Raw genomic sequence first — 16,359 nt, 5'->3', positions numbered from 1 at the left:
GTATATTACTGTATAAAAAGGGGATGCAATCTTATGGCTCAATTCGAAATGGCAGACGTTGTAAAATCGTTGCCGATTAATTACTTCAGTGAGATAGACGATCGAATCAATGCAAAAATAAAGGTTGGTGACGATGTCATTGATTTAGCGAGTGGGAGTCCTGATCTAGCGACTGACCCTGCGATTCAAGCAGCGATGCAAGCGGCAATCATTGATCCGAGCAATCATAGTTATCCACCGTTTATGGGTAAGGATAATGTGAAAGACGCGGTGGCACAATTTTATAAGCGTGTTTACGATGTTGAGATTGATCCTGCTACAGAGGTGATGATTGTGAGTTCATCGGGTGTGAGTGTTGTAGCAGTGCCACAAACCTTACTCAATCCAGGTGATACCATTTTGTTGACGAATCCAGCCTATCCACCTTATTTCGCCGCAGCAAAATTAGCACAGGCAACGATATATGAAATGCCGGTGACTGCTGAAACTGATTTTTTACCTGATTTTGATGCGATTCCGGAGGAGGTTGCTGTAGCGGCAAAGGTGATGATGTTGAACTATCCGAACAATCCAACCGGAGCGGTTGCAACACCAGTCTTTTTTGAAAAGGCGATACGTTTCGCTGCAAAATATCAGATTGCAATTGTGCATGATTTTGCATATGCAGCGATTGGTTATAATGGCGTAACGCCGTTAAGTTTAATGCAAATGAAAGACGGTAAAGCACAAGGTGTTGAGTTATATACAGCTTCAAAAACATTTTCGATGGCTGATTATCGCTTTGGCTTTGTCGTCGGGAACGCCTCGATTATTGCCGCTTTAAAAAATTACCACAGCAATGCTTACACGATGGTGCCTGGCTTTATCCAAGATGGGATGACGCAAGCCTTAACAGGTTCACTTGAGCAGGTTGAAGCGAATCGTCTCGTGTATGAAACACGACTTAATACCTTAGTGAAGGGCTTGCAGGCAATTGGGTGGTCGGTCGAAGCATCGAAAGGTTCTTTATTTGCTTGGTTTAAAGTGCCAGATGGTTTTACAGGCGCTTCCTTTGCGAACTACTTACTTGATGAAGCGCAGATTGCGGTGGCACCCGGAGAAGGTTTTGGTTCGATGGGAGCTAATTATGTGCGAGTCAGTGTGTTGCAACCAACTGAACGTTTAGTAGAAGCGGTAGCTCGCATCGCAGCCTTAGGTTTATTTGGGGAGGCGAGATAATGAGCCAAACAAAACGTCGTGTGGGTGTTCTTGGTATTGGCAATGTCGGTATCGCAGCTGTATCAGCGTTAACGCATCAACAGCTTGTGGATGAAATACTCGTCTATGATTGTGATACAGATAGAGCAGAGGGTGAAGTGCTTGATTTTATGGATGGTATCGAAGTAACACAGACAGCTACTCAGGTTAAACTTGTTTCATTAACCGATTTAGCCAGCTGTGATATGATCCTCGTCGCCTATACTGAACGAGCAACTGCGCTTGAAGAAGACCGCTTGATGCTACTTGAAGGTTCGGCAACAATTGCTCGAAGCGTTATTCCAAAATTGAAGGAAGCGGGCTTTCTTGGCAAGTATGTGATTGCCACCAATCCTTGTGATATTATTACCTATTTAATTTGGCAACTATCAGGTTTGCCGCGAGCCTATGTGATTGGTACAGGTACAGCCTTAGATAGCATGCGTTTACGTCGGCAATTGTCACAACAGTTGGCAGGTGTTAATCCGAGCAGTATTCAAGCATTTATGATTGGTGAACATGGCAATTCGCAATTTGCTTGTTTTTCTCACGTCCGTATCGGCGGGCTAGCGTTAGCGGATTATGAAACATTACTTGGTCAAACAGTCGAACGCTTAGCGCTCGAAAAAAAGGTTGTTTACTTCGGTTTTGATATTTTTGAACGGAAGGGACATACACAGTTCGGTATCGGTAACGTACTTGCCGCCTTTGTACAGGCCATTTATAATGACGCCAAAATTATTACCGCGGCTGCTGCTGTCTTAGATGGTGAATATGGTGTAACGAAGATGGCGATGGGTGTTCCTGTTCTACTGGGCGCAGGAGGCATCGAGCGGATTATTCCACTAACGTTTGATTCACGTGAAACAATAGCGCTAGATAAGACGGTCGCAGTGATACGGGCAAATATTATGAAGTTAAACTAGAAAAAGAGCGATTATCCCACTAGGGATAATCGCTCCAAACTGAAGATAAACGCTGTTCTAGGTCGTCAATGCCTCGCCTTATCGGAGTCGAGTACCATCTGTACACTCACCTCCAAGGCTCGTGTTTCCTAGAACAAAAGAATTTAAAGCCGTTCTAAACGGCAGTGATTGGAAAAAATAACGTCTCGACTATTTCCCGTCGATGCGTTATTTTTGAAATCACCCAAGTTTAGGATTTAAATACGAGAGGATATAACAACATTTCTATTCAGTCTTATCATCTCGTACACAAAGTCACTGTAATAGCATTACAAAGAAAATGAAGTATGTTTAGACTTTGTCTACAATCTAAGCGATTATCCCACTAGGGATAATCGTTCTTTTCAATTACATGATAATAATCAACCCGAGCAAAATCACAGTCACACTCAAGTGAATCCATTTATGCAACATTAAAATAGCAACGTATTCACGGACGAAGGCGGTGGGTAAATAATAGGGTGCTGTGTGGGCACCGATACCGCCACTGTCGAGATGGGCACGCTTGGCAAAGATGCCGGCACGAAACGTATGGTAGTTATTCGTTACGAAAATACTGCTGTACGTATCTTTGAGACCATCCATGATTTTTTTTGAAAAGCGCATGTTTTCAGCTGTGGTGGTGGATTTGTCCTCTAGTAATAAATGCTGTTCAGGAACACCTTTACTTAATAAATAGTTTTTCATCGCAAAGGCCTCTGCGACAATTTCATCAGCACCTTGCCCCCCTGATAAAATAATCCGCGGGGCGGTCGTCCGATGTTTTTGTTTTAAATAAAAACTCAGCGCGCGATTTAAGCGACTCGCTAACAAGGGTGTTACTTTATCCCCATTCAATCCACAACCGAGGACAATGATAAAATCCTGATTGAGACGAGGGCGATTAAGTTGATATAAGGCGGCTGAGATAACACAGTTTACAAAAATAAAGATGTAATAACCAACGATGACAATAAAAACAAGATAGACTTTTTTGATAAATTCAAACTGTAAAAAGCCGTCTGTAAATGTCAGGCTAACAAAGAGACAGAGAACTATTCCGAAAGCCAATGATAAAATATTAGGAAGGGTACGTCCTTCTTTCTTAATGACGACAAGGCCATTAAGAATAAGAGCAAGACCGATTAAAATCACAAACAGACGTCCGACGAGGTAACCGTAATAAAGCGCATCACCGTTAATGTCATCTTCAACCCACATGACGAGAAACCCTAACAATAAAATGAATAGTCCGATTGTTAAAAATAACGAGTTGCTGACACGGCGATTATCGATTGCATTGAATAAAAAGAAAAAACTAATAAAGAGTAGTCCTGGAATGAGGAAATAAAACAAAAGCGTCACCTACCAATCTATGAGTGTATAACTTGTGGATATGTTTTCTCTCTTTATTATACAATAGCATTGGCAGATAAAGAAATTACAAATACAGTGCTTCATGATAGAATAGTAAAGAGAACCTTATTAAAGGAGAGATAGCGATGAATCCAAAAGCAATCATCTTTTTCGATTTAGATGGCACTTTATTAACAGGTCCGAACCAAATCGCGCCGAGTTCCTTAGCTGCGATTGAACGTTTACGTCGCAATGGCTATTTGCCAGTAATTGCAACCGGACGTGCGACGCATGAAATTGAAGGTGTCCTGCAACAAACAGGTATCGATTCGATTGTGTCGATGAACGGGCAATATGTTGTCAGTCAGGGCAATTCAATCTACACTAACCCCTTTCATCAAACAGACATCGAGGCGCTCAAAGTCGCGGCTCAGCAAAAGAACTATAATTTAACCTATTACAGTGACAGTGAAATCACGGCAGAAAAAAGCGATGATCATTGGACACGTGTTAATTATGAATCGTTACATAGTTCGTATCCACAATGTCATCCGCAGTTGTATTTAACAAAGGAGATCTATCTCATAATGCTCTTGAGTGAGCATGCAGATGCGGCCTTTGAAGCACAGTTTCCACAACTAACGTTTTTAAGAAATACGCCCCACGGCTATGACGTTGTTCCCAACGGTTCATCAAAAGCTGTCGGTATTGAAGCGTTTATCAAAAAACAACAGTATGAGAACATTCCAACCTATGCGTTCGGTGATGGCATTAACGATTTAGAAATGTTCAACTATGTTGATACCGCAGTAGCAATGGGCAATGCGGTTGAGCCATTAATAGCAGCTGCGGATTATGTGACCGCTGATTTTAAAGCAGATGGCATCATGAAAGCTTTAATCCATTTCGGTTTAATTGAGGAGGAAAAAGAATGTACGAACTAATTGCATTGGATTTAGATGAAACGTTATTAAATAATAAGGGTGAGTTATCCACAGGGAACCGTGACGCCCTAATTGAGGCGCAACTAGCAGGCAAAACAGTCGTGTTGGCATCGGGGCGTCCGTATGAAGGAATCACTGCTTTGGCAAAAGAATTACAATTAGAACAACATGGCGGCTATATTTCAGCGTATAATGGTGGTTATGTGTATAACTGTAAAACAAAAGAACCCCTCTTTGCCAAAATGATTCCAGTTGAACTAGCGCAACAAATGACAGCTGAAGCGGTTAAACGCGACCTTGATATTTTAACGTATAGCGAGGGCTCAATTTTAACGCGTCGTCAGAATGAGTGGGCAACGTATGAAGGCCAACTCGTGTCGATGCCTGTGATTGAAACGGCGACAATGAGTGAAGCCATTACACAACCGGTTAATAAGATGATGTTTTTAGCTGCAGAAGAAGATTTAGATGTGGTGGAACCGTTGATTAAGGCGGTTTTTTCGGAGAGCTTGCAAATTGTCCGTTCGAAACCATTCTTTTTAGAATGTACGATGAAGGGGATTACGAAAGCCTCTAGCTTAGACGTGCTTGCTAAATCACTTGGCTTAACCGCTGAAAATGTGATTGCTTGTGGTGATAGTAACAATGATGAGAGTATGATTATTTATGCCGGATTAGGTGTAGCGATGGCCAATGCTAATGCGAATATTAAGAGCCATTCCCAGTACGAAGCACCGAGCAATGAGGACGATGGTGTCGCAGCTGTTGTACGTAAATTTATGTTAAAACCGTAATTAGAGAAAAGAGGAAAAGAAAAATGTTAACATTTGAACAGAAAGAAGCGATTCTAGATCGTTATGCTGAACTAACGAAACAACCCGTATCATTAAAACGGGTGAACTACCACTATAAAGCGAGTGAACAAGCAAAAACAATGGTGGTTCGTCACTTACATCCTAATGGCAACATTTGGATATATGCTCCTTTTTTAACAATGGATGAGACGGATGAGAAAGGCTATGTCAATGGACGTGACTTTAGTAAAACCCAATTGATTGAAGCCATTGAAGCGGCAATTGATGAGTTGCAAAAAGATGAATCAGGCTTTAAGGCTGATTATAAAGAAACGTGGGAAAATACCCGCCTACACCAAACGTTGATTTTGGCACATGAAAAAGATATGTGGCAAGTGTTAACCGATGATGGCAAGGTCGAAATGGCTTTTTATGCGAAATCAGCAGCTGAAAGTTATTTAGATGACGAAGGTTTCTTCCGAACAGATAAATAACTATCCACAGCTTATACCACTAACGTGGATAAGTTAGTATCGAAAAAAGTTATCCACATGTGGGTAACTTTTTTGTTTGATTTACTTTTTGATGGTCTATCGTTATAATAACTAAAACACTAAAAAGGGGAGCGGAACAATGATAACGAAGAGTAGCATACAACAACGCGTGGCTGCAGCAACGAAAACAGTTATTGCTGATTTAGTAATTAAAAACGGACAGGTCTTTAATGTCTTTGATGGCACATGGCTGCAACAAGATATTGCAATTGCGAATGAAACAATTATTGGATTCGGTCACTATGAAGCGCAAGAAACAATTGATGCAACAGGGAAATACATCGTGCCTGGTTTTATTGATTCCCATGTTCATATTGAAAGTTCAAATGTGACGCCACAGGAAATGGGCCGTATTTTGTTACAAAACGGAGTGACTTCAATTGTGACTGATCCGCATGAAATTGCCAATGTCGCCGGTGTTAAAGGCATTGAATTCATGATTAAAGATGGTGAAAAAAGCAAGTTAGACACGTATTTTATGCTCCCTTCTTCAGTGCCGGCTGTTTCCTTTGAACATGCCGGTGCTATTTTAAAAGCATCCGATTTAAAACCGCTTTATCGCGAACAATCAGTGATTGGTTTGGCTGAGGTAATGGATTACCCCGCGGTTTTTGGAGCGGCATCCGATATGATTGAAAAAGTGACCGATGCGCTCGACGCAGGAGGTCATGCCGATGGACATGGCGCTGGTTTGACTCCTGAGCAGGTCAATGTATATATGGCAGCAGGCATTCGTACCGACCACGAAAGTACAACAGTGGAGGAAGCTCGGGCCCGTTTACAAGCAGGGATGTATGTTTTTATTCGTGAAGGCACGATTACACGTGATACCTTAAATGTAATTGATGCGGTCACACCCCAAAATGCACGCCGCTTTTCTTTTTGTACCGATGATAAGTTAATTAACGACCTCATTGATGAAGGCTCAATTAACTACTCGATAAAGTTAGCGATTGAAACGGGGATCACACCTGAGATTGCCTATCAAATGGCATCGCTGAACGCGGCGGAAGCACATCAATTACAGCATATTGGAGCGATTGCTGCCGGTTATCAGGCGGACTTAGTCATATTAGATAATCCAAAAACAGTGGCGATTAATCGTGTTATTAAACGCGGACAAGCGGTTGTCGTAAACGGAACACGTCAAGAAGATTACTTTGTGCATGAACCGTCAGCATTCGAGTCACCGGCCATTGTTCATAATGTCACAGCAACTGATTTGAAATTACCGTTGCAGAACGGAGCGGTTCATGTGATTGAGATACAGCCGAATCATGTTGAGACCAATCATCTAGAGTTACAGGTGACACCTCAAAATGGTCAGTTTGAAGCCGATTTAACACAGGATATCGTTAAAATGGTTGTTGTTGAACGTCATCAGGGAACAGGTTGTGTCGGTATTGGACTTGTAAAAGGTTTCGAATTAAAGGCGGGTGCCTTTGCCACAACCGTCGCGCATGATTCACATAATATTGTGGCAGTCGGCACATCTGACGAGGCAATATTAAAAGCAATTGAGCAGGTGACAACGATTAAAGGTGGTGTGGCAATGATTGATGCGAATTTAAACGTCATTGCGCAAATGCCATTGCCAATCGCGGGATTATTGTCAGACCAACCTTATGAGCGTGTCAATGAACAGCTACAGGCCCTGCAAGCCGGTTTTGAAACATTGAGCACAGCGCGAGGCTTTGATCCTGTTTTGACGTTATCATTTTTAACCTTACCAGTCATACCATCCCTGAAACTGACTGATCAAGGCTATTATGATTTTCATCAAGAACAGTTTATTGCGGTTGAGAAAAAAGGGTAAGCAAAAAGCGCCTTCCATTTTGGAAGGCGCTTTTAATATTAACGAGGTGTATCATCGTATAAATCAGTCTCGATTCGTAAAACTTTGAAGATGTATTGAACGAGCACTTTTAAGACAGAATAACCAGGGATTGCTAGTAAAATACCAACAATACCAAACAGATGACCTGCGATTAAGATAGAGAATAAAATAGTTAAAGGATGAGCGTCTAATGAACGTCCCATAATTTGCGGTGTAACAAACTTTCCTTCAAGAAACTGTACACAGCTCCAAACAATTACGAGTTTTAATAGCATCGCCGGTGACGTTATTAAAGCTAAAATTAAGGCCGGTGAAATCGCGATAATTGGTCCTAAATAAGGGACGATGCTAGTAGCCCCTGCTAAGACAGCCAAGGTTAAACTGTTAGGCATGCCGATAATTAAATAGCCAATATAAAACAGGATAGCAAGCACAAGCGCAACAAAGAGTTGACCACGAATGTAATGACTAACTTTTGAATTCATATCGCGTAACATTTGCGCTAACATTGGCCGTGCTTTTGTCGGGAAAGGTTTCACTAAAGCGGGCAATAACTTTTTATCGGCATCTTTTAACATGTAAAACAAGACGAGTGGTATTGTGACAATTGTTAAAACAACGGTTGATAATGCACTGAAAAAAGATGTCGAACCTGCGAAAAAGTTTTTGGTCCATTCAATGCCGTTGGTAGATGCAAGGTTGCCGATGTTACTAATCATATCGTCAATTTGTGTTTTATAGCGTGAGAGTATCCCGGTACTTGTTAAGTCGTTTAATTTGTTCTCTAGTAAATTTATGTAGTCAGGAATATCGTCGAACAATTGGACGATTTGTGTTTTGACGACAGGTACAATCCAAAAACCGAGCAATACAAGAATTCCGATGGTCATTAGAAAAATAATCGTAGTCGATAACCAGCGTTTCACTTTGTGGTGTGAAAGGAATTTTACAATTGGATTAAGCACATAGTAAATCGCACCAGCGAATAAAATTGGGTAGAAGACTGTTTCAATTACGACTGCTAATGGATGAAAAATAAATGAAATCTGAGTCAATCCCATAATAACGAGAATTATCAACAGGCAAACAATAAGTGTAATGATGTATTTATTATTTAAAAATGCCTCGCGAAAGGATGTTTTTTGTGTAGGTTTCATAAGAACGCCTCCTGAATCTTTATAGTTTTAATATTCCCTTTCGTTATCTAGTATAAACGATTAAACAGAAAAAACTAAACCAAAACATTGTAAGCGTTTTTATTAAAAAAAGACTATTTTCCGACCGTAAATAGGAGTATACTAGTTTTAATTAACTGACAATTCAGACAAAAAGGAGCTGTTCTTATGAATAGAGTACAAACAGACCGAAAATTGACGATGATGGATTATGTGTACCGTGTATCAGCAGGTGTAGCGAATGCGGTGCTTGTCATGTTAGGAATCGGATTGTTGATCGAAACTATTGGAGGCTTTATCCATTGGCCGGCGTTTGCTGGGATTGGTACAATCGCTAAATCGTTATTAGCACCAGCATTTGGAGTGGCGATTGCCTATCAATTAAAAGGAAACACCTTGGTTGTCTTTAGTGCGATGGTTGCTGCAACTGTCGGCGGTGCGGCGGTTCAATTTGTTGATGGAGCGAATGCGGCGACTGGTGGTGTAGGTCTCGTTTTCGTCTCTGGTCAACCAATTTCAGCTGTGATTGCGGGTATTATTGCAGCAGTGGTAGGAATTTGGTTAACTGGAAAAACAATCTTAGATATGGTCTTTATTCCACTAGTTGCAGTCGTAGTCGGCGGAGTTGCTGGATTGGGACTTGCTGCCGTGACAACACCGCTGTTGGTCGATTTGAGTGCTTTTATGGCTCAATCTATCACCATTTCACCATTAATTGGTTCAAGTGTGATTGCGCTTGTTTGGAGCGTATTACTAATGACACCCGCGTCATCAGCCGCTTTAGCGATCGCAATTCAGCTCGATCCTGTGTCGTCAGCCGCTGCCTTAATCGGTTGTACTGCTCAGTTTGTTGGCTTTACAGTGATGTCTTTCCGTCAAAATGATCTAGGCGGTAACCTCGCGCAAGGATTGATTACGCCAAAAGTTCAGTTTCCTAATTTAGTGAAACATCCACAACTGGTAGCGGGTCCATTTTTAGCGGCGCTTATTTGTGCTCCGATTGCGACCATGTTATTCGGTTTTACAACAAGTTATGAGTTAGCGGGATTAGGACTCAATTCCTTGATTGCTCCGATTGCTATTTTTGGGAAGCAAGGTCAAAGTGATTTTATCATCTATGTAATCGTAGGAGTTATATTGCCGGCTATCATTACGTATAGTGTACATCGTATCATGCTAAAATGTGGTTGGGTAAAACCGAAGGATCTTTCGATGATTGTCATGTGAAACTTTCTTTACCAGAGATAAAAGTCCAATTTTGTAAGGATTATAACATATCCGAAACATGCATACACTAGTGTTTGAGTAGCTTTTAAGGTATGATAAACATAAGTCAATAAAAAGAAGGACGGAATAAGTGCATGTATGAAATTAAGAAATGGGCAGTAAGTAACATCAATGGTGGTTTTCCGCTAATTACAAAAGATATCTTCTATAACAAAGTACCGAAAGAAGAAGGTACGGTTGTAGAATTAATGAATGAAAAAAAACATTATGTCGCTACGGCGTTAATTGGTAAACAAAATAAAGGAATTGGTTGGGTCATCTCGACTGAACAAGGGCAAGCATTTGACTATGCATTCATCCTTATTAAAATACGTGAAGCGATTGAAAAACGCGATATGTTATTTAAATCAGAAGAAACAAATGCGTTTCGTTTGTTTAATGGTATCAGTGATGGTATTGGTGGTTTAACAATTGATTGGTATGACGGATTCGTGCTGTTTAACTGGTACAGTGAAGGTATCTTCTTACACTCAGATACGATTTACTCGGCCTTTGAAAAGGTTGTTTCTTTTAAAGGTATTTATGCGAAGAGTCGTTTTGGTGAACAAGGTAAATTTGTTGAGGATGATAACTTCATTAAAGGTGAAAAAGCGCCAGAGCCGTTAATCATTAAAGAGAGTAACATTAATTTTGCGACTTACTTAAATGATGGGGCGATGACTGGTATTTTCCTCGATCAACGCGATGTTCGTCGTTACATTATGGAAGAACTGTCAGCAGGTAAACGTGTGTTGAATACGTTCTCTTACACCGGTGCTTTTTCGGTTGCAGCAGCAATGGGTGGTGCTGTTCATACAACGAGTGTTGACGTTGCTAACCGTAGTCGTGCAAAAACAGCGGAACAATTCGAAGTGAATAACTTGGATCCGAAAGATCATAGTATCATTGTTGAAGATGTGTTTCACTATTTCAAATATGCCAACCGTAAGGAATTGGAATTTGACTTAGTGGTGCTTGATCCACCAAGCTTCGCAAAAACGAAGAAAGTGACATTTAGTGCCGCGAAAGATTACGGAAGTCTACTTGAGCAGGCGATTACTATCACCGCTAAAAAAGGTCATATTATTGCGTCGACAAACCATAGTGGTATTTCAATGGCTGATTTCAACCGCACAATTAAAGCGACCTTTGCTGCTCAAAATCGTCCGTATGAAATTGTGACAACGTTTGAACAACCAACTGATTTTGCCTCGCTAAGTAGTTTCCCAGAGAGCGCATACTTAAAAGTTGTTGTTATTAAAGCGTTAGCGTAGATAAACGAAAGAGGGTATTGAATATGACGGATCAAGTAGCGGTAAAAAAAGTAACCTATAATGTTGCAGAGGAGATTGCTAATGCCATCACACATGGTATTGGCTTCCTATTAAGTATTCCTGCATTAGTCTGTTTAATTGTAGTGGCAGCATCAAGAGGAAGTGCGATTGAGGTTGTCAGTTTTACTATTTTTGGAATTTCGTTAATGACGTTATATTTTTGCTCAACGATGCTTCATAGTTTAAAACCATCTAAAACAAGGTATGTTTTTAACATTCTTGATCATGCCGCTATCTATTTATTAATAGCGGGAGGTTATACCCCTTATGCACTCATTAGTTTAGGTGGGGCGTTGGGATGGTCACTGTTTGGTGTCATCTGGGGGATGGCGTTATTAGGGATTGTTTATAAAGTGTTTTTCTTGGAAAAATTCCGTGTGGTGTCAACGATTGTTTATGTCATTATGGGATGGGGCATCGTTTTTGCGATGAAACCGCTCTACTATGCGATTACTGGTGATGGCATTATGTTGCTTATTATCGGTGGGCTTATTTTTACGATTGGTGCTGTGATATACAGTTTTCCAAAGTTGAAGTTTGGCCATGCAATTTGGCATCTGTTTGTGCTAGCTGGTACGGGGTTTATGTACTTCAGTGTTTTATTATATGTATAGAAAAAGCCTTTCTCATCTTTGTGAGAAAGGCTTTTTTATGGTGTCATGTTTTTGTCAACGTTTAGTTAAGGTTGCTGTGGTCACTCCTTTAATTCCGAGTAAAGTCAAGACAGTTAGTAATACACGTTGTGGCCCTAAATGTGAATCTGTTGGATCGAATGATTCGTTGGTGGAATGTTCGTCATAGGCTTTGCCGCCGCCTCCAATTGCAATTGCCGGAACGCCGATGCTAAGCGGTGCGTTGATATCGGTACTGGCAGGCTCTGACAATCTCGGCGTGAGTCCCAATGAGCGAGCAGCATTCATCGCTGCTAAGACGGGAATAGCTGTATCGGATTGTGATCCGGCGGGTCGATCACCTTTTAATTCAGACATTACGTTAATAGCAAAGGGAGAATCCGTCATTGACCAGTGTTCATTTTCTTCATCAACAGCCTGAGCAACAAGATTTGTTATTTGCGAGTGAAGTAATGTTAATGCATTTGCATCGATTGAACGCATATCAACGTATATCATCGCTTCTTCCGCGATGGCAGTTGGGATTGTTCCGCCGTTCATCACACCAACATTAAAAGTAGTTTTCGGATTTGTTGGTGGCGTTAAATTGGCGATATGTGTAATAGCTCGAGCTGCAGCATGGACAGCGCTTGGGCGTCCAAAATCACTATAACTATGACCACCGCTACCATTAAACGTATAGATATAGCGTAAACTACCAGTTGCACGATAAATAACTTCATTAGGTGCATCGATATCAACTGAGATAAAGGCGTCTACTTCCGGATGGGTTTTAAAGAAGTATTTAGCGCCTCTTAAATTACCGGGGCCTTCTTCACCTACTGTGGCACCAATCATTAATGAAGCATCTAACTCGATATTGAATTTGTTCAATACAGCAGCAATCGAAATGACCACCGCTAAACCTCTTGCGTCATCATAAATACCAGCGCCATAATACTTATTATTTTTATACGTAACGGTTACGTCAGTTTCAATCGCAAAAACACTATCTAAATGAGCTGCTAAAAAAAGTGTGGGACGACCCGCTACATGATGATAGTAACCATAGACGTTCCCTTCGCTGTCAATTGTGAGATTATTAAGGCCGGCCTCGGTTAGTAATTTAATGAATAGCTTTCGGCGTTTATCTTCATTAAATGGTGGGCTAGCAGTTTCTGCTAGTTTAATTTGTTGTTTGATTATGTGTTCATTGCTGTTAATTAAGTGAGCTAACGCTTGTTTGACATTGTTGTCGCTAGTTAATGAGGTTAAAGTTTGTTGAATCGTTGTTTCTACTGAATTAATTGACATCTGGAGTCCCTCTTTTCTAATACTAATTATACAACAAATAAAATATAAAAAGAAAAACACAAATTATTAAGCTTAATTATTTGTTAATGTATGTTATTAAGCTGTGATTGAAGAGTGAATCGGAGCGAGTCGTGATTTTTTTAGTGAAACACAGAATAAGTTTAAAAAGAGAGGGGGGATCCTAACTAATCGTAATACTAATGATGTTGACAGAGTTGATGAAACATAGTATATTAATAAAGTTCTTAAGAAACACCTTCGTCTTTTTAGAAGTTGTGTGAAATAATAAGAATAAATATTTTTTAAAAAAACGTTGACGAAAGTCAATAGATGTGCTATACTAAAGTAGTTGTCAGCGAGAGCCGATAACGATTGACCTTTGAAAACTGAACGAACAAAAAGATGTTATATGCTTAAACTCTTAGGAGTTTAACCAATTAATTTCGTAACGACAATAAGTAATAAATTTTTAGCTAGCGAACTAGTTAAGGATCATTTGACGGTTTAAACACCGTTACTTTTTAACGAGAGTTTGATCCTGGCTCAGGACGAACGCTGGCGGCGTGCCTAATACATGCAAGTCGAACGAACGGATAAGGAGCTTGCTCCTTTGAAGTTAGTGGCGGACGGGTGAGTAACACGTGGGTAACCTGCCTCACAGCTGGGGATAACATCGAGAAATCGATGCTAATACCGAATGTGCTGAACATCATAAGATGTTCAAGTGAAAGACGGTTTCGGCTGTCACTGTGAGATGGACCCGCGCTGGATTAGCTAGTTGGTAAGGTAATGGCTTACCAAGGCGACGATCCATAGCCGACCTGAGAGGGTGATCGGCCACATTGGGACTGAGACACGGCCCAAACTCCTACGGGAGGCAGCAGTAGGGAATCTTCGGCAATGGACGAAAGTCTGACCGAGCAACGCCGCGTGAGCGAAGAAGGCCTTCGGGTCGTAAAGCTCTGTTGTTAGAGAAGAACAAGGGTGAGAGTAACTGTTCACCCCTTGACGGTATCTAACCAGAAAGCCACGGCTAACTACGTGCCAGCAGCCGCGGTAATACGTAGGTGGCAAGCGTTGTCCGGAATTATTGGGCGTAAAGCGCGCGCAGGCGGTCTTTTAAGTCTGATGTGAAAGCCCCCGGCTCAACCGGGGAGGGTCATTGGAAACTGGAAGACTTGAGGACAGAAGAGGAGAGTGGAATTCCAAGTGTAGCGGTGAAATGCGTAGATATTTGGAGGAACACCAGTGGCGAAGGCGGCTCTCTGGTCTGTTACTGACGCTGAGGCGCGAAAGCGTGGGGAGCAAACAGGATTAGATACCCTGGTAGTCCACGCCGTAAACGATGAGTGCTAAGTGTTAGGGGGTTTCCGCCCCTTAGTGCTGCAGTTAACGCATTAAGCACTCCGCCTGGGGAGTACGACCGCAAGGTTGAAACTCAAAGGAATTGACGGGGGCCCGCACAAGCGGTGGAGCATGTGGTTTAATTCGAAGCAACGCGAAGAACCTTACCAGGTCTTGACATCCTTTGACCATTCTGGAGACAGAACTTTCCCTTCGGGGACAAAGTGACAGGTGGTGCATGGTTGTCGTCAGCTCGTGTCGTGAGATGTTGGGTTAAGTCCCGCAACGAGCGCAACCCTTGATTTTAGTTGCCAGCATTAAGTTGGGCACTCTAAAGTGACTGCCGGTGTAAGCCGGAGGAAGGTGGGGATGACGTCAAATCATCATGCCCCTTATGACCTGGGCTACACACGTGCTACAATGGATAATACAAAGGGTCGCGAAGCCGCGAGGTGGAGCCAATCCCATAAAATTATTCTCAGTTCGGATTGCAGGCTGCAACTCGCCTGCATGAAGCCGGAATCGCTAGTAATCGTAGATCAGCATGCTACGGTGAATACGTTCCCGGGCCTTGTACACACCGCCCGTCACACCACGAGAGTTTGTAACACCCAAAGCCGGTTTGGTAACCTTCGGGAGCTAGCCGTCTAAGGTGGGATAGATAATTGGGGTGAAGTCGTAACAAGGTAGCCGTATCGGAAGGTGCGGCTGGATCACCTCCTTTCTAAGGAATAGGAACACACCTTCGGGTGTGATAAGTTACATTAATTGTTGTATGACATCTGCTTGTTCGTTTAGTTTTGAGAAGTCAATCTTCTCATTTATGTTTGTTCTTTGAAAACTGAATACTAATTGATATGAAATAGAAAGACCAAGTAACAACCGAGACTCATTTTAGGTGATTTATAATCATCAGGTCGTATCGCACGACCAACCAGACATATGTTCATTATGTCGAACTAAAAGCCGTAAGGTGATTAGTAAAGAGGCGTTAGTAGTTGTTTAACAACGAACACAAATCTGAAGGTTAAGTTAGAAAGGGCGCACGGTGAATGCCTTGGCACTAGGAGCCGATGAAGGACGGGACTAACACCGATATGCTTTGGGGAGCTGTACGTAAGCTTTGATCCAGAGATTTCCGAATGGGGAAACCTACTATGCTTGATCGCATAGTGTCTACAACTGAATACATAGGTTGTTTGACGGCAGACGCAGGGAACTGAAACATCTTATTACCTGCAGGAAGAGAAAGAAAAATCGATTTCCTGAGTAGCGGCGAGCGAAACGGAAACAGCCCAAACCAAAGAGCTTGCTCTTTGGGGTTGTAGGACATTCTACACGGAGTTACAAAGGAAGCGTTTAGTTGAGTAACCTGGAAAGGTTAACCAAAGAGGGTAACAGTCCCGTAAACGAAAAGCGCTTCTCTCCAGAATGTATCCTGAGTACGGCGGAACACGAGAAATTCCGTCGGAATCCACGGGGACCATCCCGTAAGGCTAAATACTCCCTAGTGACCGATAGTGTACCAGTACCGTGAGGGAAAGGTGAAAAGAACCCCGGAAGGGGAGTGAAATAGTTCCTGAAACCGTGTGCCTACAAGTAGTTAAAGCCCGTTAATGGGTGATAGCGTGCCTTTTGTAGAATGAACCG

The 16,359-nt window shown here is 41.8% G+C and carries 12 protein-coding genes and 2 rRNA genes (1 of these 14 running past the window's edge); 11 read left to right on the top strand and 3 right to left on the bottom strand.

All coding sequences use genetic code 11. The annotated features are described in order from the left end of the window. The first annotated feature begins 33 nt into the window (after positions 1-33). A complete protein-coding gene (locus tag ACJYYY_RS10175) occupies positions 34-1,218 on the top strand; it encodes an aminotransferase class I/II-fold pyridoxal phosphate-dependent enzyme (protein WP_035313580.1) in 1,185 nt (394 codons plus the stop codon). After that, on the top strand, positions 1,218-2,162 hold the full coding sequence (locus ACJYYY_RS10170; RefSeq protein WP_408868905.1) for a lactate/malate family dehydrogenase: 945 nt from the start codon (positions 1,218-1,220) through the stop codon (positions 2,160-2,162). The genes ACJYYY_RS10175 and ACJYYY_RS10170 overlap by 1 nt, the downstream gene beginning before the upstream one ends. A 387-nt stretch (positions 2,163-2,549) precedes the next feature. Here the strand turns inward: ACJYYY_RS10170 and ACJYYY_RS10165 are convergent, their stop codons facing one another. After that, the gene (locus tag ACJYYY_RS10165) at positions 2,550-3,536 is read right to left on the bottom strand and encodes a YdcF family protein (RefSeq protein WP_408868904.1); all 987 of its coding nucleotides are present in this window, start codon (positions 3,534-3,536) and stop codon (positions 2,550-2,552) included. Positions 3,537-3,682: 146 nt separating this feature from the next. On the opposite strand from ACJYYY_RS10165, the gene ACJYYY_RS10160 reads away from it, so the two are divergent. The 4 genes from ACJYYY_RS10160 to ade all read left to right on the top strand — a co-directional run bounded on the left by ACJYYY_RS10160 (position 3,683) and on the right by ade (position 7,644). Beyond that, the gene (locus tag ACJYYY_RS10160; RefSeq protein WP_035314522.1) at positions 3,683-4,480 is read left to right on the top strand and encodes a Cof-type HAD-IIB family hydrolase; all 798 of its coding nucleotides are present in this window, start codon (positions 3,683-3,685) and stop codon (positions 4,478-4,480) included. Beyond that, positions 4,468-5,274, top strand: a complete 807-nt coding sequence (locus ACJYYY_RS10155) for a Cof-type HAD-IIB family hydrolase (protein ID WP_035314524.1) — start codon at positions 4,468-4,470, stop codon at positions 5,272-5,274. The genes ACJYYY_RS10160 and ACJYYY_RS10155 overlap by 13 nt, the downstream gene beginning before the upstream one ends. A 23-nt stretch (positions 5,275-5,297) precedes the next feature. Next, on the top strand, positions 5,298-5,768 hold the full coding sequence (locus ACJYYY_RS10150) for a hypothetical protein (RefSeq protein WP_035314525.1): 471 nt from the start codon (positions 5,298-5,300) through the stop codon (positions 5,766-5,768). 139 nt (positions 5,769-5,907) lie between these two features. Then, entirely contained in the window at positions 5,908-7,644 is a 1,737-nt protein-coding gene (gene ade / locus ACJYYY_RS10145) for an adenine deaminase (protein WP_035314527.1), read from the top strand. A 38-nt stretch (positions 7,645-7,682) separates the two neighbouring features. Here the strand turns inward: ade and ACJYYY_RS10140 are convergent, their stop codons facing one another. After that, positions 7,683-8,822 (bottom strand): AI-2E family transporter, encoded by a 1,140-nt coding sequence (locus tag ACJYYY_RS10140; protein ID WP_035314529.1) that lies wholly within the window; start codon positions 8,820-8,822, stop codon positions 7,683-7,685. Between the two features lie 186 nt (positions 8,823-9,008). Between ACJYYY_RS10140 and ACJYYY_RS10135 the strand changes: the two genes are divergently transcribed. From ACJYYY_RS10135 to ACJYYY_RS10125, 3 genes are all read left to right on the top strand, one after another. Then, complete coding sequence (locus tag ACJYYY_RS10135; RefSeq protein ID WP_035314530.1) at positions 9,009-10,067, top strand: PTS transporter subunit IIC; 1,059 nt, start codon at positions 9,009-9,011, stop codon at positions 10,065-10,067. A gap of 134 nt (positions 10,068-10,201) precedes the next feature. Beyond that, a complete protein-coding gene (locus tag ACJYYY_RS10130) occupies positions 10,202-11,380 on the top strand; it encodes a class I SAM-dependent rRNA methyltransferase (RefSeq protein ID WP_035314532.1) in 1,179 nt (392 codons plus the stop codon). Positions 11,381-11,403: 23 nt separating this feature from the next. Further along, positions 11,404-12,054: a hemolysin III family protein gene (locus ACJYYY_RS10125; protein ID WP_408868903.1), complete on the top strand. Its 651-nt coding sequence runs from the start codon at positions 11,404-11,406 to the stop codon at positions 12,052-12,054. Positions 12,055-12,108: 54 nt separating this feature from the next. Here the strand turns inward: ACJYYY_RS10125 and ACJYYY_RS10120 are convergent, their stop codons facing one another. Beyond that, the gene (locus tag ACJYYY_RS10120; RefSeq protein ID WP_408868902.1) at positions 12,109-13,365 is read right to left on the bottom strand and encodes a M20/M25/M40 family metallo-hydrolase; all 1,257 of its coding nucleotides are present in this window, start codon (positions 13,363-13,365) and stop codon (positions 12,109-12,111) included. 520 nt (positions 13,366-13,885) lie between these two features. On the opposite strand from ACJYYY_RS10120, the gene ACJYYY_RS10115 reads away from it, so the two are divergent. Beyond that, positions 13,886-15,433 (top strand): 16S ribosomal RNA (locus ACJYYY_RS10115). Positions 15,434-15,734: 301 nt separating this feature from the next. Further along, positions 15,735-16,359: ribosomal RNA gene (locus ACJYYY_RS10110) — 23S ribosomal RNA — on the top strand; it runs 2,305 nt beyond the window's last position. The 16S and 23S rRNA genes sit together here, the layout of an rRNA operon.

It is taken from the genome of Brochothrix campestris (assembly GCF_046058945.1).
Classification (GTDB): domain Bacteria; phylum Bacillota; class Bacilli; order Lactobacillales; family Listeriaceae; genus Brochothrix; species Brochothrix campestris.
This window is presented reverse-complemented; position numbering and strand designations above follow the sequence as displayed.

Bases quoted from the DNA above. Each gene is read 5' to 3' on its own strand.
- ACJYYY_RS10135 (WP_035314530.1), top strand. From the start codon at position 9,009: ATGAATAGAGTACAAACAGACCGAAAATTGACGATGATGGATTATGTG.
- ACJYYY_RS10140 (WP_035314529.1), bottom strand. From the start codon at position 8,822: ATGAAACCTACACAAAAAACATCCTTTCGCGAGGCATTTTTAAATAAT.
- ACJYYY_RS10130 (WP_035314532.1), top strand. From the start codon at position 10,202: ATGTATGAAATTAAGAAATGGGCAGTAAGTAACATCAATGGTGGTTTT.
- ACJYYY_RS10160 (WP_035314522.1), top strand. From the start codon at position 3,683: ATGAATCCAAAAGCAATCATCTTTTTCGATTTAGATGGCACTTTATTA.
- ACJYYY_RS10155 (WP_035314524.1), top strand. From the start codon at position 4,468: ATGTACGAACTAATTGCATTGGATTTAGATGAAACGTTATTAAATAAT.
- ACJYYY_RS10170 (WP_408868905.1), top strand. From the start codon at position 1,218: ATGAGCCAAACAAAACGTCGTGTGGGTGTTCTTGGTATTGGCAATGTC.
- ACJYYY_RS10175 (WP_035313580.1), top strand. From the start codon at position 34: ATGGCTCAATTCGAAATGGCAGACGTTGTAAAATCGTTGCCGATTAAT.
- ACJYYY_RS10120 (WP_408868902.1), bottom strand. From the start codon at position 13,365: ATGTCAATTAATTCAGTAGAAACAACGATTCAACAAACTTTAACCTCA.
- ade (WP_035314527.1), top strand. From the start codon at position 5,908: ATGATAACGAAGAGTAGCATACAACAACGCGTGGCTGCAGCAACGAAA.
- ACJYYY_RS10125 (WP_408868903.1), top strand. From the start codon at position 11,404: ATGACGGATCAAGTAGCGGTAAAAAAAGTAACCTATAATGTTGCAGAG.
- ACJYYY_RS10150 (WP_035314525.1), top strand. From the start codon at position 5,298: ATGTTAACATTTGAACAGAAAGAAGCGATTCTAGATCGTTATGCTGAA.